Origin of the sequence: Massilimicrobiota sp. An142, assembly GCF_002160725.1 — a bacterium.
Taxonomy (GTDB): Bacteria; Bacillota_I; Bacilli_A; order Erysipelotrichales; family Coprobacillaceae; genus Allocoprobacillus; species Allocoprobacillus merdigallinarum.
The window spans coordinates 18,666-40,679 of sequence record NZ_NFLD01000001.1; the positions used below are offsets into that span (position 1 = coordinate 18,666).

The window sequence follows — 22,014 nt, forward strand, 5'->3', positions numbered from 1 at the left end:
CAAACAAGCAGTAAAATAATATTGAGGTGAAAACATGAAAAAATTATTAATTGTTGTTGATTTTCAAAATGACTTTGTGACTGGTAGTTTAGGATTTGATGAAGCTCCTCAACTAGAAAATCATATTGTCCATTTAATTCAGACATTCCAACGAAATCAAGATGATATTATCTATACAATGGATACACATCAAACAAATTATCTACAGACTTATGAAGGATTGCATCTTCCTATTGCCCATTGTATAGAAAATACACCAGGATGGCAGTTATATGGAAAAGTGAAAGAATTATTAAGTGATTGTACCTGCTATAAGAAAGAAACATTTCCATCTTTAGAAATGGCTATTGATTTAAAAAATAAAGAATACGAAAGTGTTACTTTAGTTGGACTTGTTTCACATATTTGTGTTTTATCGAATGCAATCATGGTCAAATCAGCTTTACCTGACACTCCCGTACGTGTAGATTTAAAAGGTTGTGCCAGCAGTGATCAAATCACTCATCAAAAAAGTATTGACGTTATGAAGTCTTTACAAATAGAAATAATTGAATAGTAAAAACCACGCCATGAATTGAACTTTTAGAGTTCATTCAAAAGACGTGGTTTTTTACATTTATAATAGACTTGTTTCAATATAAACACTCTTTAATAAAACATATCTTCATCATCAAATAAATTTTGTGAATTTAATTTTTTCTTTTGCATATATTGAACATAATCATGTTCTAGGATATCTTTACCTAAGAGATTGACATTCATAGGATTATCCATATTAAACTCATAAACATATGCTTGATCTTTAACTTGTCCATCATTATCTAAAATATCCATATAAATTTTATTATATTCATTATTCTGGCAATCTTCACCAAAATAACTTTCTAACTCATCAAGATGAGCTAAAGTCTGATCATTAACATCATAAACTTCACCAAAAATCATATCCTGACCTTCACATAAATAAGCAGGATAAATTTTACCAATAATTGTCATTAAACTTCCTTTTATATAACCATGACCACAATATGTTGCTTGATCTTTTAAATAAATGTCATAATTATACATACCTTGTCTTAAAGTTCCATATACAAATACTTTTGCCATTAATGTGTCGCTCCACCTGTTACTTTTAAATCTTCTTTAGTATCTACAATAGCTTCGATAGCTGCGCATAAACCTTCTACTATAGTTGATAAACTCATGCTTGCAGTGTTTGCTCTTTCAATAACTTGTTCTGGTAAAAATGGAATATGTATAAATCCACTTCTTTTCCCTGGATATTTCGTTTCAATTATGTGTCTAACTCCATATAACACATGATTGCATACAAATGTCCCTGCCGTATTAGATACTGCAGCTGGTATATTCTTTTCACAAATTCGTGCAACCATGGCCTTTATTGGCAAATTAGAAAAATAAGCTGCAGGTCCATCTTCAAAAACAGGTTCATCAATAATTTGTTGCCCAGCATTATCAGGAATACGGCAATCATCAATATTAATTCCAATTCTTTCAACAGTGATAGCTGTACGTCCTCCAGCCTGACCAATAGATAAAACAACATCTGGATCATATTTAGCAATTGCTTCATCAATGACCTTTAAAGATTGATGACAAATTGTTGGAATTTCTAATTTTATAATCTGAGCTCCTGCAATTTCATCAGGCAATAATTTTACAGATTCAATCGCGGGATTAATTTTATCTCCACCAAATGGGTCAAAACCAGTCACTAAAATTTTCATCTTTTATAACCTCCTAAAATGCTAAGACAAGCATTAATACAATATGAATAACAATCATAATCATAGCCATTGGAAGCTGTGATTTAATAACAGTCCATTTTTGATCTTTTGTTTCTAAAACGGCACAAGGAACAATATTGAAGTTTGCTGCCATTGGCGTTAATAGTGTACCACAATATCCAGCTGTCATACCTAAAGCAGCTACAATTGATGGATCTCCACCTTGATTAATAACAAATGGAATCCCAATACCAATGGTAATAACGGTAAATGCCGCAAAAGCATTACCCATAATCATTGTAAAGATAACCATACCTAAAACATAAACAATAACACCAATCACAATATTACCAGATGGGATAACACTTGAAATAATGTTTGAAATAACATCTCCAACACCTGCTTCATTAAAAACACTTCCTAAAGCTCCTAACAACTGTGGTAATAAACAAGAAGCTCCTACTTGCATTAATAAACGTGATGTATCACTACGTGTTTCAGATAATTTTGGTTTACAAATGATCATCGCTAAAACAAGTGCTACAAGACATGCAATTCCTGTCATAACGGCACCATCTAATGCAGTTGGATTTCCTGCACTGCTACCAAATGAAAATAATTGTAAAGTAAAGAAATTACTTAATTTCAAGAAAAATGTTTGTGCTGTTTCAGCATTATATTGAATTAAAGATAAAATTAAAGCCATAACCCCAATAGAAACAGCAGGAATAAAGATTTTATTTCCTAATTTTTCACTCGCTTGTTGACGGAATTCATGAGTTGATTCTGTAAATTCACCCATTTTCACCTGATTTGTTGCTGTTAAGCATCCCATAACAACAAGCATAGCTCCAATTAAAACATTGGGAAGTAATTTCCCTAACATAAAAATGACACCTAATAAAGCCCAGAATAATGTTGTTCCTACTTTTGCTTCTTTATTACGTGTTGCACGATAAGCAGTATCAAAACTTACAAATGCACATAAAACATAGAAGAACTCAGGAAGATAAATTGTTAAAAAGTCTAACATTATTTATTTCCTCCCTTCTTGATTTTTCTGTCATATAAAAAGACTTGAACAAATGTTAATGCTACAGAAATAACTGCAATATATATAGAAGCCGTTGCAATGGATGCAAGAGTCACTTCTGTAAATCCTGCTTCAGCCATTGTTCCATACATTAAAACAACACCACTGGCAGCTGGGAAACAGTTTTGTGCAAAGAAGTTTCCATAGTTTTCTACTGCAGAAGATAATCCTTTTAATGATTCTTCTTCTTTTTCATCTAACTCTCCACCTTTAACTTTTTCACCTGCTGCTTGAGCCATTGGATAAATTAATGGTCTTACAAACTGTACAACCCCACCGATTCTAATATTTAATGCAGAAGCAATAGTACGAATAACAGAGTAAATAGCTAAAACTTTTCCAGCTGATGCATTTTTTATTTTACCAATTAAATATGCGGCTCTTTCTTTTAAACCATATCTTTCGATAATCGCAATAACTGGGAAAATAATTAAGAAAATTGACATTAAACGATTAGAAACAAAAGAACTTCCTAAGATTTCTAATATTTCAATAAAACTCATTCCAGAGACTAAACCAGTCACAATTCCTGAAATAATAACAGTCGCTAAAACATCTAATTTTAAGGCAAATCCTACAACGATGATAACGATTCCAATCAGTGTTATATACTCCACAAATACACTCCCCTTTCAAAATGTTAACAAAAATATTATATATGAAATATTATATATGATTTTTCTATTTCTTGCAACTCAATGCCCTTTTCACTAAAGTTGTTCATTACTATTTTATACCAATATAACAATTTTTTATAAACAAATTTATGAATTATAGAAAATATAACGTTTTTTCATTATTTCATTTCAAAAAAACATTGTATACAACTTTAAAAAAGAGTATAATTTCTTTAATCAAAAAGGGGGATTTTTATGGAAATAAGAATTGAAAAAGCACAAACTTTAAAAGAAAAACCTAATCAAGATCAGTTAGGTTTTGGAAAATATTTTACTGATCATATGTTCATTATGGATTGGGATAAAGATCAAGGTTGGCATGATGCACGCATTGTCCCTTATGGACCCATTCCAATGGATCCAGCCACAATGGTTTTACACTATGCTCAAGAAACATTTGAAGGATTAAAAGCTTACCGTAATCCAAATGGCGATATTTTACTTTTCAGACCAGAAATGAATGGAAAACGTATGATTAATTCTAACAAACGTCTATGTATGGCTGAACTTCCTGAAGATATGTTTGTAGAAGCGGTTGAAGCCATTGTTAAATTTGAACAAGATTGGATTCCAACAGCACCAGATACATCTTTATATATTCGTCCATTTATGTATGCTTCTCAACCAGGCGTTGGGGTACATCCTGCTGACAGTTATCGTTTCATCATCATTCTTTCACCAGTAGGTGCTTATTATCCTGAAGGTGTAAACCCAGTGAAAATTTGGGTTGAAGATGAATTTGTCAGAGCGGTCAAAGGTGGTACCGGTTTTACAAAATGTGGTGGAAATTATGCTGCCAGCATTGCTGCACAAGTCAAAGCTGAACAAAACGGATATACACAGGTTCTTTGGTTAGATGGTGTTCATAGAAAATATGTTGAAGAAGTTGGAACTATGAATGTCATGTTCCTTATTGGTGATACCGTTGTGACAGCGGCACTTGAAGGTTCTGTCTTACCTGGTGTGACAAGAGATTCTATTATACATATCTTAAAAGATATGGGATATAAAGTAGAAGAACGTGATTTAAGTATTGATGAACTCATGGAAGCGGGTCGTACTGGTCAATTAAAAGAAGCATGGGGAACGGGTACAGCAGCTGTTATTTCTCCAATTGGTGAACTTTGTTATAAAGGTGAAAAAATAACGATTCATGACTTTAAAACAGGTCCTCTCACACAAAAACTTTATGACACTCTAACAGGTATTCAATGGGGGCGTCTTGAAGATAAATATCATTGGACAAAAGTTGTTAAATAATGAATATATAGAGATTTGTTTAAACAAACTTTTACATTTTAAAAATGATTTTGCTATAATATCAACGTTATCGAGCAGCAAAAAGGCGTAAGTCCAGATTATGGACTTATGCCTTTTTTGTCATTTAAAGGTGGAATATATTTTACAATTATAGCTGTGATGTTATTCTTAACAAGAATTTTCATAGGAAAAGTGGCCGATCAAAAAGGCGAAGCGATCTTTGTTTATACATGTCATATGTGTAGGTTTATTGCATTATTCCTGATAGCCTTCATACCTCATAACATCACTTTTCTTCTTTCAGCAGCCCTTTCTGGTTATGCCTTTGGAGGAATTGAACCCGCCTTACAGTCTATGGCCGTGAGTATTGCACCACCTCAAAGAAGAGGTGCAGCCAATTCAACATTTCTATGTGCTTATGATATGGGAATTGGTTTAGGTGGAGGAATCGCTGGTGTTTTGATTGATATGATTGGATATAATTATATGTTTGCCATCATTGCTATAGCAAATATTTTATCTATTCTTATTTATATTGCTATTGGCCAAAAGCATCCATCATCATTAACATATCGTTTAAAAATACAAAAAGAAAAGCAAGCTTAGACTTGCTTTTTATTTACGCTTTTCAATTGGCTGATAGTCTTTTAATGTCCCAACATATTTTGTAGCTGGTCTGATAATACGGTTTGAATATAATTTGTTTTCTACATTATGTGCGATCCAACCTACTGTTCTTGCAACAACAAATAATAATGTATAAAGATCACTCGGTATATTCAACATATTATAAACAAGACCGCTATAAAAGTCGACATTCGTACAGACATGAATTCCTTTTCGTTGATAAATTTCTTGAACAGCAATTTCACCAAAACGTTTATAAAATAAATATTCCTGATGACGCCCTTTTTCAATGGCCAATTCCTCACAGATTTGACTTAACATCTCACTACGAGGATCACTTAATGTATAAACAGCATGTCCAATTCCATAAACAAGACCACTGCCATCATTGAAATCTTTATCCAAAATACGATTAATAATCATTTTTATTTGATCATCAGTTGCATCTAATGATATTTCTTCAATAACGTTTTCCATTTGTTTTTTTACAGCTAAATTTGCTCCTCCATGACGTGGTCCTTTTAAAGAACCAATTGCTCCAGCTACTGAAGAATATATATCTGTTCCAGTTGAAGAAATAACGACATTGGTAAATGTAGAGTTATTTCCTCCACCATGGTCTGCATGTAAAACCAATGCAATATCTAAAGCTTCTGCTTCTTTTTGAGTAAATTTTCCGTCATTTCTCAATAAAGATAAAATCGTTTCAGCAATACTCAAATCTTTTTGGACATGATGAATAACCAAACTCTTTTCATCAAAATAATGAACTTTTGTCTGATATGTATAACAGACAATACTTGGAATCTTAGCCAATAAATCAATTCCCTTGTTAAGAGTTTCTATTATACTCGTATTATCAGGATCATCATCATAACCATATAACATCAATACTTCCTGCTGTAATTTATTCATTAAATTTTTAGCTGGAAATCCTAAGATATTGGCCTCTAAATAATGTGGAGGCAATTCATAACGATCACTTAAAACTTTTTTGAATTTTTCAAACTCATCATATGAAGGCAAATAACCAAAAAGAATTAAAAAACACACTTCTTCAAATAAATATCTTTTCTCTTTTCTTTGACCATTTATAATGTCTTCAACATTAATACCACGATAATAAAGACTTCCATAATCATCTGTTTTTTCTCCATCTTGGATTTTATATCCAACAACATCAGAAATTTTAGTTAACCCAACCAATACTCCTGTACCATCTTCATTACGTAAACCTTTTTTCACAGAATAAGTTTGATAAAGTTCATTATCTATATGATTTTCAACTAAGGACTTTTCAAAAAAATCTTGGATTTGATCATTCATAGATTCTCACCCCTTTTTCTATATTAAGTCCATTATATCACTATTTTGTATAATTGTATACAACAATTAATCAAACCAAATTAGGAATTTTCGATAAATATCGAAAAAATTTTACACTCTTGACAAAAATTCATTTCAGTGCATTGACTGATACAATTGTATCATTAATGTTTCAATAGTTTTTTTCCTAAAATAATCTTCTAAATATATCCATCATTAATCAACTTAATGATGTTGCTATTACCATTGTTTTCTGCGGATTTAGAAAAAGCCAAATTAATATCTTCGGATGCCCCAATTAACACACAGCATTCCTTAGCCCTTGTTATTGCAGTATATATTAAATTCATATTTAACATATTTTTACTGTTTTTATCAATAATCACAAAAACATATTGAGCCTCTGAGCCTTGTGATTTATGGATTGTAATTGCATATGCAATGTCAAGTTCCTTAGCCATATTCTTATCATATTTAACAATCTTAGAATCAAAATCAACAATAATATTATCACAAGATATATCTATAATTTTTCCAACATTTCCATTAAAAACACCAATATCATAATTATTCTTAATTTGAACAACCTTATCACCTTTTTTAAAAACTCTATTACCAATCTTAATAGAACAATTTTCTAAATTGTATTTTTCTTGAATTTTCTTGTTAATGTTTCTAACAAAATTGTTGTTTGGGTTTAAAATCATGATATCATCAATATTGACATTTCTCTGTTTAATAAAATTATCAATAGCCTTAATAGCTATTTTTTCAGTGTCAAAATTGCCAGCATCTATGTAATAGAAATTATTATCTGTTATTAAGTCAGTAGTCTTACAACCATTGATGATATTTTGACTATTTTTAATGATGCTGCTTATACTGGATAGTCTATGTATTTCATTTAGTTTGATTTTAAAAATATTAAAACTACTATTAAAATCTGCTTGTACAAGTTTTTTAAAAATATTACAACCTCCAATTGGAGGTAATTGGTTATAATCGCCTACCAATATTAACTTACTATTTTTGTTAATATGTTGAATTAAATATTTAAAAAGAATTATATCAATCATACTACATTCATCAACAATAACATAATCAGTATTGATATCCTTAAGACTTCCAACATATTCCAAATTATTTAACCCAATTCCTCGATGAATTGTTTGACAGATACATCTGTCATCATTTATTTTCTTACTCAAAGCATCAGCAACTCTTCCTGTTGGAGAAAGCACCATTACTGTCTTTTGTAATGAAATTATTTTCTTGACAATTTCTGTTATTGTAAAAGATTTTCCTGTTCCAGGACCACCAGTTATTATAGATAATGGATAATTAATAGAATTTTTTATAGCTAAATTTTGCGAAAAGCTTAAATTATCTTGAAAATCATAACTGATTTCACATATTTTTTTGCTCGATAAATTTCTTAAACACTTAGAAATATCTTTTTCGATATAATAGTTATTTCTAATATATAGAAAATTATTTACTTTTTTAAACATTTCTTTACCATTTCTATAAGAAATAATATCATCAATATTAATATCTTTAACTTGTATTTGTCTGTTTATTAAATTAACATAATTAACAATATCATTAATTGTATTTTTATCAATTTTTACAAACATGTCTCCATTTTTCTTAAATCTTTCAGAAATATACTGAAATAAGCAAGCTTGTGTTCTTTCCTTATTAAGATAACTTCTATAACCCCAATCAAGGTCTTGAACTCTAACACCATAATAAGCAAGATAATATATATTATCCTTAATCATATCACTACTAAAATCATTACTTGCATTTTTAAGATTTTTATTATTTTTGAGAAGATTGTTAGCCCCTGAGCACGCATTTAGATATGTTTCATAAAACTTAACAATTCTGATAACTTCTTCTATTAAATCATCTTCAACACCAATTTCTTCTAAAACATTTCTTTTCACAAAAGATGAATTTAACACTTTTTGTCCAAAATCTTTGTATAACAAATTAATTTGATTATTGTTCAATATGTTTTTAAAAATATATTTTAATATTTGGATAAATTTCTTATCATTATATGGATTAGCAGAAGCGAATGGAAGATAGAGACATTGACCAAATTTCTTGTCAAAAAATACATCATATGTTCCTTCAATTTCGAAATCTTCTGATACTTCAATAATGCAATCAATCTTAACAACAATACCATCATTTATATCATCATCACAAGAAATATCTTTTGCGATTGCGAGCGTTCGAAACAGAAACTCTCCTTCTAATTCTTCTGAAAATAGAACTTTTTGTATTTTAAATTTGATAAATTTCTTATCCATATAAATCGCCTCCATTAATCTATATCTTACAATATATTATAAATTTCAAGTGGTGCAGTTATTACTTTTTTTAAAAAAAAATTGTCTTATTAAACAATTTTTTTTATTTCATTGAAAAATTTCTTTCCATCTGAAGAAAAACCAGATTCTGTTTTGTTAATCGGAATTGTGTTGAAAATTATCAAAAATGTGTTGATGAAAACAAAGACATGACTATTTAATAGTATTCCTAATACTACCATTAACATATTCATCAAAATCCCTGAAACATATACAATTGATTTTTTAATAGAATATTCTGTTGAAGTGTCTTCTGTCTCATATCCATAAACAACATAAGATGCTATTGGATTTAATCTTAGTGTAAAATTTTTTAAAGTAAATAATTTTGGTCCAACTCCAAGACTAAACTCAAAAACTTGAAAATTTAAAATTTTGCAAGCTAAAAAATGTCCTAATTCATGAGCAAAAACACTTATTGCAATCAATAGTAGTTCAAAAATAAAATATAACATATAATTCACCTCATTTTAATGTTTTTTATATTATATTAAAAATCTTTATTAAAAATAAAAAAGAAAAATTAAATTTTCTTTTTTTCATAAATCTTAACAATTCTGTAAAATGTACTATGTGACATTCCTAATCTTCTAATAGTCTGAGTCGCAGTCTGCTGACCACTTTTCCATTTTCTATACTCTTTTGGGAAATTATCAGGAATCTCAACTCTTGGTCTTCCGATACATTTTCCAGCTTTTCTTGCAGCTTCTATGCCAGCCATCTGTGCTCTTTTTTTCTCAGCAACTTCTCTGTCTGCACAATATGCGAGAAGTGTTGTTACCAAATCAATAATTAATTCTGTCATAACACCACCATCTTTAGAATTAGGTCTTGTGTCGAGAAAAGGCATATCATCTACAACCACATATATACCCAACTTGTTCAACAATTTCCAATTTTCTAAGATATCCTTATAAGTTCTACCAAGGCGGCTGATAGAATCAATTACCAATGTATCTCCTTCTCTTAATAATACATCTATTAAATAAGAGAATACTGGTCTATCCTTTCCACTAATTCTACCTGATATTTTTTCAGCATAGATATTTTTTGAATCAATCTTGTATTTGTCCTTAAACAATATAACTTGCCTATCTAAGTTCTGCTCTCTTGTCGAAACTCTTGCATACGCATAGATTCTTTTAGTTGTTTCTTTTACTTTTTCCATTTTAATTATCCTTTCTTTTTTATTATTTTTATATTATATGCAAAAAATTATTGTTTAATAAAAAAAGCCAATTTATCGGCTTTTTTTAGTATTTTTTTTAAAATTTCTGTATTCATGTTGAAAAATTCTATATTTAAACTCAAGATACAATTTAGTATCAATATATGATAATGGTTTAATCATTGTGTTTAGTATTTTAAAAATTATAGCCATAATACAACACCTCCAATTATTATTATTAATATAAATATTGATAAGAAAGCTATGATAATTTTATTAGCCTTATCGATTAAGTCTTCGCATGATAGATATAAATCATTAAGTAACTGGTCAGCTGGATTATAATCGAGTTCAATACTTAATTTTTTTCTTATTTTTCTAATTTTTATGTATTGTTTGAAAAATTTAATCATAAATTGTTTCCTCTTCTTATATTTTTTCGACCATATCCTCCTGCTGCTTCATTAAACTTATCTACTTTTTTATTATAAGCTTTAAATAAAATATCAGTAAATTTATCAACAACACGCTCAATTTCTTTTTTAGTAGACACATCTGAGTTATCATATAATTTTTTCAAATCATCTAAAATAAAATCATAATTATTATTTTTCATATATAAAAACCTCCTTAAATTCTTTATAATATATAATATTAACAAGTGGTGCAGTTTATAACTTTTATTCGACATTTTTTTAAAAAAAATCTATTATTTTATTAAAAATAATAGGTCATAAGTTAATTAAAATTGTGAATGGTATCATTAATGTAAATACCAATAATGATATGCTTGACAATGAGCATAAGATATCATCTTTTAGTTCCTTGATAATTATTTGATTATTTTTTTTATTGAAAGAAAAACAAAATAATAATATTAGAAAAATAGGTAATAATATTATTGACTTGAACATATCTACAATTACTTTTAGCATAATAAAACCTCCTTAATGATTAATACAATATAATTATATCAGTTTTATCAATGGATATAATTGATATGATGTTCGAGTGATGCAACTGAGTTTCAAAAGGTATACCTTTTGATACAATATATATTAAGTGATTTTTTTATCCCAAAAAGTTATGTTTTTTATTTTTGAAACATCTCAAAAATAAATTGTTTTTTGAGACAAAAATTAAAAAGCGGTTTAACCCGCTTTTTTACTTAATAGAAAAATCCATAATTATATCATCTATATCTTCTTCTTTTACATCTAACATTTTTCCTTCTAATGCTAAGTTAATCTTATCTTTAGTAATGTTAGAAACTCTAACACCATTATCTAACAATTTCTTAGCCAAAATATCAGCCTCTTTAAGTTTTGCATTAGTTAATTCTTGGATTATATAATATTTCATGTCTTTTGAAAACTTATTATTTTTATTTTCCATCTTTCTTAATTGTTCAGGTGGATTATCTACAATATTGATTAATCCTAATACTTGATATGTAACCATTAATCTTCGAATATAAGCTTGAGATAATACTTTTGTTTTTGTTTTAAAATTTTCTCCTTCTTCTTGAGTAATTGATTCATTGATTTTCTTTAGCAAATTATGAATATATGATGATGTTAAAAGGATTATGATATTTCCATTATTGTTAAATGAATTCTTATAAGAGTTATCTAAAGCCAACATCTGTATTTGCTCAAAAACAAACATGTTTTTCTTAATCATTTGACTTAAATGTCGATATCTGTCTATTTCCTTGATTTTGGAAATATTATTAATAATTTTTTTTCTTTCTCTCATCTTGATTCTCATCTCCATTCCAACAATTTCAATATTTAATTCTTCGCAAAGAAGCTCGATTGCTTTTTGATAGAACCTTATATTGTTTACTACTTTAAATAATTGTATTACAGTGCAAGTTATGTTTTTGTGGTCAAACTCATATTTCTTACCTTCATTGAAAATTAATCTTTCTGAAAAATGAAACATCAATTTATTGTTTCTTAATACTCTCATTGTTCCAGAGACATAGAACATGTTTCTAAAATCCTCATTTACTTTAACGCCAAATATATCTGAGAAACTAATTAATCTGTTAATTAGTTTTTCTGCTTCTTCAAAAGATTCAATTTTTAATTTATTTTTGTATCTATAATTAGAAATGTTATGGTTGAACAATTTAAAAATTGATGAATTATTATTAAGCTGTTCTGATAAGATTTCTTCATCAAAAATCTGAGATTTAACAATTTCATTTATATTTCCAGAATTTTTCATTAAGATAAGCCATTCCTTATGTTTTAGGTTAATTTCCTTGTTGTTAAAACACAAAGTATCAATCATACTGCACCACCTCCACATTATAATATATTAGAAATATGAATCGAATATAACTTAATTTAACTATTTTTTCAAAAAAGATGGTTAGTAAAAACTAACCATCTTTATTTTCCTTTATTTTCCCTTAGTGAATTCAAGCGTATATTGTTCAACATCATTGACATCAAGAACATTAGTATCACTCACCATTATCATATTAGTAAATACTTCCTTATGAGTATCATCCTTGTATATTTCTATATCAAACAGAATATCTGAATCTAAAGACTCAATAGCTTCCTTAATATACTCATTGACAGTATATGACTCAAATGTAATAGTGATTTCTTTTTTTCCCATGACAATATATGTTGTATAATCATAAGGAAATTGTGTAACATCTTTTTTCTCCTTAGATTTCTTAATTTCAACTTTTCTACACTCATACAAGATAGAAGAATTTGAATCTCCTGATTTCTTCACCTTAATATATGCAGTATCACCTTTGATAATTTGCGACAATTTTTCTGCCATAATAAATCACCAACTTAATCTTGTGGTTCTTGTAACTTAATCAATGTAGCTCCAGGTGCTAATGCGAGTGAGTAACTTGTGTCAGTAAGATTTGATACCTCTAATCCCTCATCATATGACTCGCAAGCCACCTTATACTGAGACCATGCACCTTGTGTGTAATCTTTTGTGAAAGCAATGTAGAAATCAGTATTAGTATCTTCACATTCTTTAATCAAATCTTGACCAGGGTCATTTACTGCTTGTCTGCAGGTTAGTGTTAAAGTTACATCTTTTTTCATGAATACTTTTGTTTTGAATTCATCCAAGAAAACAGTAGTATCAGCAGAGTCTCTCTGTGATTTAACTTCAATTTTATAAGATGTTTCCACAAACTGACCATCTTCAGACCAAGGTGTAGTCATCTCTGTGTTAGATACCTTCACTCTAACTTTATCTCCTTTAATAATTGAATTTGCCATATATAATCACCTCAATTTTTTGCGTTAACAAAATTAATAATATAATTTAAAGAAATAAGCTTTCTATTCTTTTCATCGAAGCCCAAATCAATAGGCCCACTAATTTTTTCACTCGAAAAAATTTCAACATCATCAACAACATATCCAGATACATTATTTAATTTGTGCTCAATCAAATCCGATAATCTAAATGAATTTAACAAATCATCATTGTATATCATTATTTGAATTTTTGCTTCATACAAGTAACTATTTCTAAATGATTGGCATTTTTCGAGTCCCTTTCCTCCTGTCTGTCTTAAGTATATAACATCGCCTGTGGGTTTGATTTTTCCAATAGAAATATTTTCTGTTTCTAAAATTTCCTTGAGTAATTTCTGAACAAGTTCGATATAACTCATATAATCACCTATTTTTTAAATCCTTTAGAAAATTCAGAAACCAAATCTGTTTGATAGAGAGGATTCTCAAGATACTTAGAATGAGTTCCTGGAGTAGTCCAGTTAGTAGCTTCATCATCCATCTCATGCGGATAGATTGCGTGCTTGCAATCATAAACTATTGAACCAATATACTTAGGACTGATGTTAGAATAAGTCTTAATTTTCAATTCTCTTAAAACACCTGTCTTACTACCAGAGCCTATTTTTTTTCCATTGAAATAAACCCCTAATGACTTTCTTAATTCTCCTTTATCCATCGGGCATATCTCATTACTTTTTCTTGCAACAGACAATATTACCTCAGCCATTCCATCCTGTATTTTAAGATTAATATCAGATTCTATTTGCTTAAAACCCTTAGAAATATTCTTATTTGACATAGACCAAATCCAACCCAATTTCCTTAATTTTCTGAACCTGATATACTTCTACTCCATCTATCAAATCTCCTGCTTTAACTCTTCCAGTCATAACATAATAGTTTGAAATAATGGTTTGAGTAATGACACTATCATTAGTAGTTGTCATTACTTTCTTTTCTCTTTTCTTGTAACATTGTAAATAACTCTCTTTCTGATAAACAGGCATGCCATTTTCATCGATTTTAATTAATTTTTGAAATTTGACTTTTTCAGTCAAAAACTTATCAAGCATCATAAATCTAAAGGAGCAGATATAGTGGCATAACCTGATGATTTAATAGAAGAATTAGGATTAATTCTTTCAACAATGTTGCTAATCTGTTTTAAAAGAGATGATGGATAGGTAGTAGATTCTCGGTATGTTGTCTGTATTATGTCAAATTTCTGGCTCTGAATTCCACTAACTTCCAGTGTGTTTAGTTTGTAAATAGTCAAATCTTCTATTATTGATGAAATTTCATCAAAATACTTTGAATCAATTTCAGATTCTTCTTTTCCTATTTCAGCTAATATTTCGATTTTAGATTTTTTAGCGATGATTTCTATTTTCTCGAAATCTGCCCCTGTTATAACTTCTACATTAGAAGATATTGTTTGAATGTCAATCATATTAACCACCCCTTGTTATTAAACAAGGGAAACAGCCAATACTATTTCCCTGTTTTTTCTTAAAAATTAAACTTGTGGTTTAGCTAATGCGATAGCTTGTGGATTACCAGTAGCACCTAATTCAGTGATGATTTCTGATAACTCTCCATCGAAATCCTTAGCATTATCTTTTTGGAAAAAATCTCTTAAGACTCTAATTCCAACACTTGCGATATCATAAACTAAGACTTCTCCAGTAGATAGTTCATCTTCGCAATAAATATTGACAACAGGACCATATACTGATTTGTATTTTGTTACAGCAACACCAGCAATAGCGTCTCCACCATCATTAACATTAATTGTTTTTCCTTGTAATAATAATTCTTGCAATGTTGGTAAATCTGCTGATGAAACAGCTAAGAATAATTGACCTTTAGCAACCTTACTAACTTTTAGAACCATGTTGTCGATAATTGCTTTAGTTAATTCGCCTTCTACTTCAAAAGTATTTTCTTCTGCTACTAAATTCTTGAAACCAGCAGTAGCTCTTGGGTCTGTCTTAGATAATTCACCAACAACAATTGCATGATTAATATCTTTTTTGATTGCAATTAAAGAATATTGCAATTCATTTTTAATGATGTTTTCGCCATTAGCTTTAGCAACAGCGATTGCAGTAGCAGTAGCTTTAGCAGTTTTCTTGAAAATTTCACAAGCGTTTTCTACATATTCATAAGTGGATTTTTCAGCATTAGCTGGTGCTGAACCTTCTCTCTGTTTTCCAGAGTAAGTTCTATCTCCAATTTTTGCGTATTTGTCATTGAAAATTTCTTGAGATGTCTTAGAAACTCTTTTGTGATTTAATAAAAGAGAATATGTAGCAGTGTTAGGAACATCTAAGATTCCCATTACTTTATCAAAATCCTTTTTTTGTAATTTTGGAAAAGTGTAAGTATCCATCATATTATAATCAACTCCTATTAATTATTTTTTTCTAATGAATCGAAAAAGCTATCAAAATCGGTAATTTTAGGGTTCTGTTTTTTCTGCGAAAAACCATCAAAGATATCTTGACCACCCATCTTAATTTTATTAAAATCAGCTTCAGCATCAGCTTTTCCTTTGTTATACGCACCATCAATTGCTGTTTTGTAATTGTTGATAAAATCCTTAGCATCTTCAACAGCATTTTCTGAATTAATGAAAGCATCTGTTTTTAGCAATTTAGAAAGAGTTTCATCTTCTAATAGATTAAGAGATGCCTTATATTTTTCGATGTCGAAATTAAATCTATCAACCTTCAGCTTGATTTGAGCATTTTTTAAATCTCGGTCTTCTTTTTCTTTTTCAGATAATTTCGAATCTTCCTCAGCTTTTCTTTTAGCTTCTTCTTCAGCCTCTTTCTGTTTTTTTAATTCATTTTTGACATAATCAAGTAATTCTTCCTTAGTGAAAGATTCCTTTGATTCTTCTGATTCAGCAGTAGTCGAATCCACATCTTTTTTTTCTTCTTCATTAGAATTTACATCAATATCTTTATCCATGATAATACCTCCTTTATTTTAGAAAAAAGAGATTATCTCTTTTAATTTATTTTATTTTTTTAAAATAAAAATATAATTATTATTTAACTTATAATGCATTTTTTTTAAAAAAAAGAGCTTTATAATGCTCTTTTAAAATAATGGAGGAGGAATAAAAATGAAATCCGAATAACAATAGTTATTCATATTTATTATATTCATAATAATTATGAATATAATTTTTTTTATTTTAACAAAAAGATTTTTTAAAAAAGTCATCGAAATTATTAGATGAAATTAATACATCTTCTAATTTTAAGAAATTATCAAGTTTAATATTATTAAGATAGTAGCCCTTCTTATGAGAACAATTAAGATAATTAGTATAAGCAGCATCATATTTTTTAATAGAAGATTTTCCAACATTAACAATTAGGAATCTTAAATTACCATCATTATCTATAATATAATTTAATATATTCTTATTAATCTTAGAATACTTAACCTCCAGCGGATTATTTCTTAGGACAAAATTACTCCTTTGCAATTCCAATTTAAAAACATTATCACCATCTACAACAGTAATGTCAGCATCATTCTTAGCCTTTGACATGTCATATTGGAAGCTTGTTCCAGTTCTTTCTACTTGACAATTTAAGTTTTTTAAGATTTCAATTAAGACATTCTCATATATTGTGGTTGTGATAACATAATATATTAGAGCAGTAACTGTTCTATTATCTCTTTTTTTATCAACAATATTCTTAAAATTAGGATACATTAATAGTTTCTGATATACATCATCATCGATATAATACTGCCTATTTTCTATCATTTTAAATAATTCTTCTGGAATATCTCTCATTAATTCTTTTTTTGAACAATGTATATATTTCTTGTATTTATTAATAAATTTATTTAAATTCAAAAAAGTAAAATCTTGTGCTTTCTTCTCATGCTCATGCATTTCAAACATATCACCACTTCCTGTTAAAAAATTACTAAAAACATAAATTTCTTTTCTGTTTTTAGTAATCTATGCTCAAGTGGTGAGAAAAATAACTTTTTTTGCTAATTAAAATAAAAAAATGTGTTTTATCTAAAAAAAACACACAAGTATTTATATTGCTTTTTCGCAAATCAAGCTAATCTGCTATTAAGTTTTGTTATTTTTTTGTTTAAAAAACAAAAGGATAGATGGTATTCTAATAGAACTATCTATATTCAGTAAGAAATAGCACTATCTTTTTTTAACAGAAAAAGGCAAGAACCGGTTTTTAATTTATAAAATAAAAAAAACTGGTTCTAAGACCAGCTATTAATTAATTATTTATTTAACAATTTTCTTAGCAGAAACTTTAAAAGTATAACCAAGTTTAGACATACTAACTGTGTAAGTTCTACCATTTACTGTAATTTTTTGTTCACCATCTAAAAATTTATTAATAACAATATCAGCATCTGGCATAGTACCTCTTGCCATTTGCATGACAAAGGATTCTTTATCAACAATTGAACCTGCTAATGTTACTGAATAATCATAATCTTTACTTCCAACATTATGAACTTTGGCTAAAGGTTGATTTATATCTGGATTTCCTACTCCTTCAAAATTAGGATTTCCGATATATGCATCACCATTAATGACTTTACCTCCTTGATTCAATAAGTAGTTATAGGCAGTTTTACCAAAATACTCATAACTAACAGTTTGAGAAGGTGTAGAAGGCTTTTCAGAGCCACTATTAGAAGAAGAACCACTACCACTATTACTACTTGAAGAACCACCGCTTGGTTTATTAGATGGTTTAGAACTTCCAGAATTGCTACTTGATGAATTACCGCTATTGCTTGGTTTGCTTGAGCTTGATGAAGAACTACTACTATTTGAAGATGTTGGTTTATCTGAATTAGTTGGTTTAGAAGCACTTCCAGTTGAAACAGTAGAGCTTGAATTACTACTTGAGTTGCTATTTGAAGTTGATTCACTATTAGTAACTTTTTCATCTTTATTTTCTACTTTATTATCAGAAACAGTAATAGTGCAAATTTTTTCTTGCTTATTTAATTTAACTGTAACTTTAGCTGTTCCTGCTTTTAAGCCTTTAATTTCACCTATATTACTAACAGTGACAATATTTAAATTATCACTTTCAAATGATACATCGCTTAATGAATTTTCTTTAACTTCAATTTTTTCTGATTTTCCTGTTTCTACTGTTAATTTTTCAGGAACAATAAACTCAAGATTTTTAACTGAAACAGTTGTTTTTAATTCTTGACCATCAACTTTTGTAATAACAGTTGTAATGCCTTCTTTAACTCCTGTTACAATTCCATCTTTATCAACTGTTGCAATTTCTGCGTTAGTTGAACTAAATGCGGCATTAATTTTTTTATTAGTTGCATCTTTAACATTTAATTGATAAGTATCAGTTGTAGCTAATTCAATAGTTTTATCTACTTGATAAAACAATTTTTGATTATCTTTAGAATTATTTAAAAATAATAATAAAATTGCTATAACAATTGCAACTAATATAACACTAATAGTTAATATTCCCTTTTTTGTTTTTAACTTTTCCATCTTTTCCTCTCCTTTTTTTACCAAAAAATATTTTACAATATTTTTAAAAATATAACAATTTTTTTTAAAAAAATATAATTAATAAGTTATATCTGCACCACCTAATTAATATAATAAAATATAAAGATATAAAAAAGGAGAAATAAAAATGAATAAAAAATTAAATAAAATCAAATATTTGGTATTAATCACATTAATTATTGTTAATATCCTATTCTTACTAACAAATGTTAGCAAGAAAGTTAATGCATCTAAGAATATTATTATTAATAGTGAAACAATTGATATTGTTTATGAAAATGAAAATGCTATTTTAGAATGGAAAAAAACTGGATTATTACATAGTTTCTATGAAGCTAATAGTCAAAGCTATTCTTGTTATATTTCAGAATTTTCACCAAAATGGAAAATTAGTTTGATGTCTAACAGCAATGATAAAGGATATAACTTAGATTTTGAAAAAAAGAATATTGAAATTTTTCCAACTAATGAAAAATTAATAAAAGAATCTGTGGTTAAAGCATGTAAGGAAGTTGTAATTTCAGAAAAAATTAAAGTGCCAAATTTTGAATATTAATAAAAAGCCGATAATTTCGGCTTTTTTAATTTAATAAAAATCATTTTCAACAAGTTCAGGCAACAACTCGCATCTACAATTAGGGTGAGTGTTGTCTGGTATGCTAAAACTACCATCAGCAGGATAATAATTACCTTCTCTTTCCAAACAACTCGAGCATACTCTTCCATCTCCTGCTGTTATGTAATATAACATCCATATTTCTTTTTTTTGAGAAACATCAGCATAATCACCACCATTAACAACAGTATTATAAACATCATCATATGTTCCATTAAGAGATGCAGCCAAGAACATTACTCCTAAGCTTTCAGCCTGCGTGATATCATCTTGCAACTGTCTTGTTGATGTTTTTGAAACATGGTTTTTTTTCAAATTATTTAAATCTTGATTAATTAACTTATCAAAATCCTTGCTTTCCTTAGAATTCTTAACAACAGTTCCATGTATCTTGTAAGACAGGTAATCAACATTTCTCTTGTTTCTTTCCTCGACACTAAGACCATCATTAGAATTTCGATAATTTACAATTTTCTTAATTTCTTTTTCTTCTGGCATTTTTTTTCTCTTATGAATTTTGGATTGCGTTTCTTTCCAGGATTCCTTAAATTCATCAACAAGAATTTCATTAACAACTTCAAGTTCTTCTTTAGAAAAATCTCTTAATAAATTAGAAATTTCTTTGTCAAAATTAACAAGTCTATTATATTTTTTTAACTCAGAATAATTCCAATCCTTAACCTCAGTTCTATATTTAATCAATATTTCAACAATTTTTTCAAAAAGACTATCATATTCATTGGATAGCCTTTTTTTCTTTTGGATTAATCTTTCATCTCTTTTTTTCATAACAATCACCTATTGATGTATTCTGCTAAGTTCTTAGCATCCTGAGCTTGCTTAGCCTCAATCTCCTTGCTGGCGTCCTCAACAATACCACTAAGTTTGATTAAGGTCTCATCACTGAACATATCACTATTGCTTAACTGTGTGATGGCTTGTGCAACCTCATTAATGTCAGAATATTGATAACTTGTGATGTTAATTTCGAAATCTTCTACATTATATTCCAAGTTGTATTTTACCCTAAAATAAGGTTCGAGAACTTCAAGTATATATCTTATAGATTTCTTAAAAAATCCAACAGTACTGCCAATCTTAGCATTAGCTGGTATTAATTGCATCTTTAATGCCTCACCGCTCTGAGGATTCACAAAATCCTCACTTTGAAAATTAGGAATGTTAGAAGTAATAAAAACAAGTTGTACAATATATTTACAAAATTCAAGCCACTCACTAAAATTAGTAATACCTGAGCCAGAAACTATCTCAATACCACTTTCAAGTTTTTGAGCACCATCAGCAGTTACCTTATCATTGACAACACCAACTCTATTAATCAATATATTCTTAACAACATCTGCGATATCAACGCCATCTGGAGCTTGTATATTGTGAGCTATCATATATTCTTTCAAGGCTTTTCTTAATGCAAAATCAGCATTGTTTAGAACCTCAACTGCCTTCCTTGTGCCCTTTATCGCTTTTGTCAAAATATCGCTTCTGTATTCATTTAAAGAAAATTCAGCAATAGGAAGTTTATCAAATCCATGAAGGTATGTTTTTTTAAAAACAAGTTTATCAAGATTTTTCTCAAAAATAGTTATGTATTTATCATCAATAAATTCAACTACAAGGTGGCTCTTGTCAGTAATTCTTCCAACAGCATCTGTTGATAAATAGTACCTAAAAGCCCATCTTCCTCTGCTAAATTCATCATATTTTACAAATGTGTTATAAGGAGAAAGAGTTAGTATTCTTAAGTCTCCTATATCATTCTTATTATTTTTTTCGATTGCAAGCTGAATAAATGATGTTCCAAGAATGCATGACTTTTTCAAACATTTGTCTTTAACAGAATTAGTAAAATCGACATTGCTTAAGACATTCTTAACAACTCTTTCAACATCTCTGTCTGTCTTATTCTGAATATATATATCATTTATAGCTAAACCAGAATATGTATCAACTAATAGCTCTCCTAATGAGAAATCGAAACTATCTCCTGTGTTCTTAAAATGATAATATTTTTCTTTTTCCTCATATTTTTTAGCATTGACCTTAGAAATATGTTCTTCTACTAATTCAAGAAGATAATCTGGATTTTTTTTGATAAAAATGATTTGACTTTCATAATTTAGCATAATATCACCTCTTTTAATTTATTATATTTTTTATATTTTTTTTTATAAAAAGTTATAAAGTGTTTTTTCATAAAATATAATGTAATATAATAATGATGAAAGGAGATAAAAA

Annotated in this window: 27 protein-coding genes; 4 read left to right on the forward strand and 23 right to left on the reverse strand. The window is 28.5% G+C overall.

All coding sequences use genetic code 11. From position 1 onward, the window contains the following. Positions 1-34: 34 nt before the first annotated feature. Positions 35-556, forward strand: a complete 522-nt coding sequence (locus tag B5E87_RS00095; protein WP_087242736.1) for a cysteine hydrolase family protein — start codon at positions 35-37, stop codon at positions 554-556. Positions 557-648: 92 nt separating this feature from the next. Here B5E87_RS00095 and B5E87_RS00100 read toward each other — a convergent pair whose 3' ends face one another. From B5E87_RS00100 to B5E87_RS00115, 4 genes are read right to left on the reverse strand one after another with little or no spacing between them, the layout of a single operon-like run. Then, a complete protein-coding gene (locus B5E87_RS00100; protein WP_087242738.1) occupies positions 649-1,107 on the reverse strand; it encodes a gamma-glutamylcyclotransferase family protein in 459 nt (152 codons plus the stop codon). After that, positions 1,107-1,748: a pyroglutamyl-peptidase I gene (pcp, locus tag B5E87_RS00105; RefSeq protein WP_087242740.1), complete on the reverse strand. Its 642-nt coding sequence runs from the start codon at positions 1,746-1,748 to the stop codon at positions 1,107-1,109. The genes B5E87_RS00100 and pcp overlap by 1 nt, the downstream gene beginning before the upstream one ends. Positions 1,749-1,761: 13 nt before the next feature. Beyond that, positions 1,762-2,781, reverse strand: coding sequence for a DUF979 domain-containing protein (locus B5E87_RS00110; protein WP_087242742.1), 1,020 nt, complete (start codon positions 2,779-2,781; stop codon positions 1,762-1,764). Beyond that, entirely contained in the window at positions 2,781-3,458 is a 678-nt protein-coding gene (locus B5E87_RS00115) for a DUF969 domain-containing protein (RefSeq protein WP_087242744.1), read from the reverse strand. Before B5E87_RS00115 ends, B5E87_RS00110 begins: the two co-directional genes overlap by 1 nt. A gap of 255 nt (positions 3,459-3,713) precedes the next feature. Between B5E87_RS00115 and B5E87_RS00120 the strand changes: the two genes are divergently transcribed. Both B5E87_RS00120 and B5E87_RS00125 read left to right on the forward strand, forming a co-directional pair. Next, entirely contained in the window at positions 3,714-4,778 is a 1,065-nt protein-coding gene (locus B5E87_RS00120) for a branched-chain amino acid aminotransferase (RefSeq protein WP_087242746.1), read from the forward strand. A 117-nt stretch (positions 4,779-4,895) separates the two neighbouring features. After that, positions 4,896-5,384, forward strand: a complete 489-nt coding sequence (locus B5E87_RS00125) for an MFS transporter (protein WP_158095514.1) — start codon at positions 4,896-4,898, stop codon at positions 5,382-5,384. Between the two features lie 9 nt (positions 5,385-5,393). Here the strand turns inward: B5E87_RS00125 and B5E87_RS00130 are convergent, their stop codons facing one another. The 17 genes from B5E87_RS00130 to B5E87_RS00215 all read right to left on the reverse strand — a co-directional run bounded on the left by B5E87_RS00130 (position 5,394) and on the right by B5E87_RS00215 (position 19,121). Continuing rightward, positions 5,394-6,731: a citrate synthase gene (locus tag B5E87_RS00130; RefSeq protein ID WP_087242750.1), complete on the reverse strand. Its 1,338-nt coding sequence runs from the start codon at positions 6,729-6,731 to the stop codon at positions 5,394-5,396. A gap of 200 nt (positions 6,732-6,931) precedes the next feature. Beyond that, positions 6,932-9,055 carry an ATP-dependent DNA helicase gene (locus B5E87_RS00135; RefSeq protein ID WP_158095515.1) on the reverse strand — a complete coding sequence of 708 codons (2,124 nt, stop codon included), beginning with the start codon at positions 9,053-9,055 and terminating at the stop codon, positions 6,932-6,934. 89 nt (positions 9,056-9,144) lie between these two features. Beyond that, the gene (locus B5E87_RS00140; protein WP_087242754.1) at positions 9,145-9,570 is read right to left on the reverse strand and encodes a site-2 protease family protein; all 426 of its coding nucleotides are present in this window, start codon (positions 9,568-9,570) and stop codon (positions 9,145-9,147) included. 68 nt (positions 9,571-9,638) lie between these two features. Continuing rightward, positions 9,639-10,283: a recombinase family protein gene (locus tag B5E87_RS00145; protein ID WP_087242756.1), complete on the reverse strand. Its 645-nt coding sequence runs from the start codon at positions 10,281-10,283 to the stop codon at positions 9,639-9,641. A gap of 203 nt (positions 10,284-10,486) precedes the next feature. Beyond that, positions 10,487-10,696 (reverse strand): hypothetical protein, encoded by a 210-nt coding sequence (locus B5E87_RS00150; RefSeq protein ID WP_087242758.1) that lies wholly within the window; start codon positions 10,694-10,696, stop codon positions 10,487-10,489. Beyond that, positions 10,693-10,899: a hypothetical protein gene (locus tag B5E87_RS00155; protein WP_087242759.1), complete on the reverse strand. Its 207-nt coding sequence runs from the start codon at positions 10,897-10,899 to the stop codon at positions 10,693-10,695. Before B5E87_RS00155 ends, B5E87_RS00150 begins: the two co-directional genes overlap by 4 nt. 548 nt (positions 10,900-11,447) lie before the next feature. Next, positions 11,448-12,584 (reverse strand): hypothetical protein, encoded by a 1,137-nt coding sequence (locus tag B5E87_RS00165; RefSeq protein ID WP_087242763.1) that lies wholly within the window; start codon positions 12,582-12,584, stop codon positions 11,448-11,450. Between the two features lie 111 nt (positions 12,585-12,695). Continuing rightward, a complete protein-coding gene (locus B5E87_RS00170) occupies positions 12,696-13,094 on the reverse strand; it encodes a hypothetical protein (protein WP_087242765.1) in 399 nt (132 codons plus the stop codon). Between the two features lie 14 nt (positions 13,095-13,108). After that, positions 13,109-13,498, reverse strand: coding sequence for a hypothetical protein (locus tag B5E87_RS00175; RefSeq protein ID WP_158095516.1), 390 nt, complete (start codon positions 13,496-13,498; stop codon positions 13,109-13,111). Between the two features lie 68 nt (positions 13,499-13,566). Continuing rightward, positions 13,567-13,956 carry a phage tail terminator protein gene (locus tag B5E87_RS00180; protein ID WP_087242769.1) on the reverse strand — a complete coding sequence of 130 codons (390 nt, stop codon included), beginning with the start codon at positions 13,954-13,956 and terminating at the stop codon, positions 13,567-13,569. Positions 13,957-13,964: 8 nt separating this feature from the next. Further along, positions 13,965-14,378: a hypothetical protein gene (locus B5E87_RS00185; RefSeq protein WP_087242771.1), complete on the reverse strand. Its 414-nt coding sequence runs from the start codon at positions 14,376-14,378 to the stop codon at positions 13,965-13,967. Next, a complete protein-coding gene (locus tag B5E87_RS00190; RefSeq protein WP_087242773.1) occupies positions 14,368-14,655 on the reverse strand; it encodes a hypothetical protein in 288 nt (95 codons plus the stop codon). The genes B5E87_RS00185 and B5E87_RS00190 overlap by 11 nt, the downstream gene beginning before the upstream one ends. After that, on the reverse strand, positions 14,652-15,029 hold the full coding sequence (locus B5E87_RS00195; RefSeq protein WP_087242775.1) for a hypothetical protein: 378 nt from the start codon (positions 15,027-15,029) through the stop codon (positions 14,652-14,654). Before B5E87_RS00195 ends, B5E87_RS00190 begins: the two co-directional genes overlap by 4 nt. Positions 15,030-15,095: 66 nt before the next feature. After that, on the reverse strand, positions 15,096-15,974 hold the full coding sequence (locus B5E87_RS00200; protein ID WP_087242777.1) for an SU10 major capsid protein: 879 nt from the start codon (positions 15,972-15,974) through the stop codon (positions 15,096-15,098). Between the two features lie 17 nt (positions 15,975-15,991). Further along, positions 15,992-16,555 (reverse strand): hypothetical protein, encoded by a 564-nt coding sequence (locus tag B5E87_RS00205; protein WP_087242779.1) that lies wholly within the window; start codon positions 16,553-16,555, stop codon positions 15,992-15,994. A 229-nt stretch (positions 16,556-16,784) separates the two neighbouring features. After that, complete coding sequence (locus B5E87_RS00210) at positions 16,785-17,510, reverse strand: hypothetical protein (protein WP_087242781.1); 726 nt, start codon at positions 17,508-17,510, stop codon at positions 16,785-16,787. A gap of 354 nt (positions 17,511-17,864) precedes the next feature. Beyond that, positions 17,865-19,121 (reverse strand): Ig-like domain-containing protein, encoded by a 1,257-nt coding sequence (locus tag B5E87_RS00215; RefSeq protein ID WP_087242783.1) that lies wholly within the window; start codon positions 19,119-19,121, stop codon positions 17,865-17,867. A gap of 148 nt (positions 19,122-19,269) precedes the next feature. Here B5E87_RS00215 and B5E87_RS00220 point away from each other — a divergent pair, with 148 nt between their 5' ends. Beyond that, positions 19,270-19,698 carry a hypothetical protein gene (locus tag B5E87_RS00220; RefSeq protein WP_087242785.1) on the forward strand — a complete coding sequence of 143 codons (429 nt, stop codon included), beginning with the start codon at positions 19,270-19,272 and terminating at the stop codon, positions 19,696-19,698. Positions 19,699-19,728: 30 nt separating this feature from the next. On the opposite strand, the gene B5E87_RS00225 is transcribed toward B5E87_RS00220, so the two are convergent. Next, positions 19,729-20,547, reverse strand: a complete 819-nt coding sequence (locus B5E87_RS00225; protein ID WP_087242787.1) for a structural protein — start codon at positions 20,545-20,547, stop codon at positions 19,729-19,731. Between the two features lie 5 nt (positions 20,548-20,552). Further along, on the reverse strand, positions 20,553-21,902 hold the full coding sequence (locus B5E87_RS00230) for a phage portal protein (protein ID WP_087242789.1): 1,350 nt from the start codon (positions 21,900-21,902) through the stop codon (positions 20,553-20,555). Positions 21,903-22,014 lie beyond the last annotated feature (112 nt).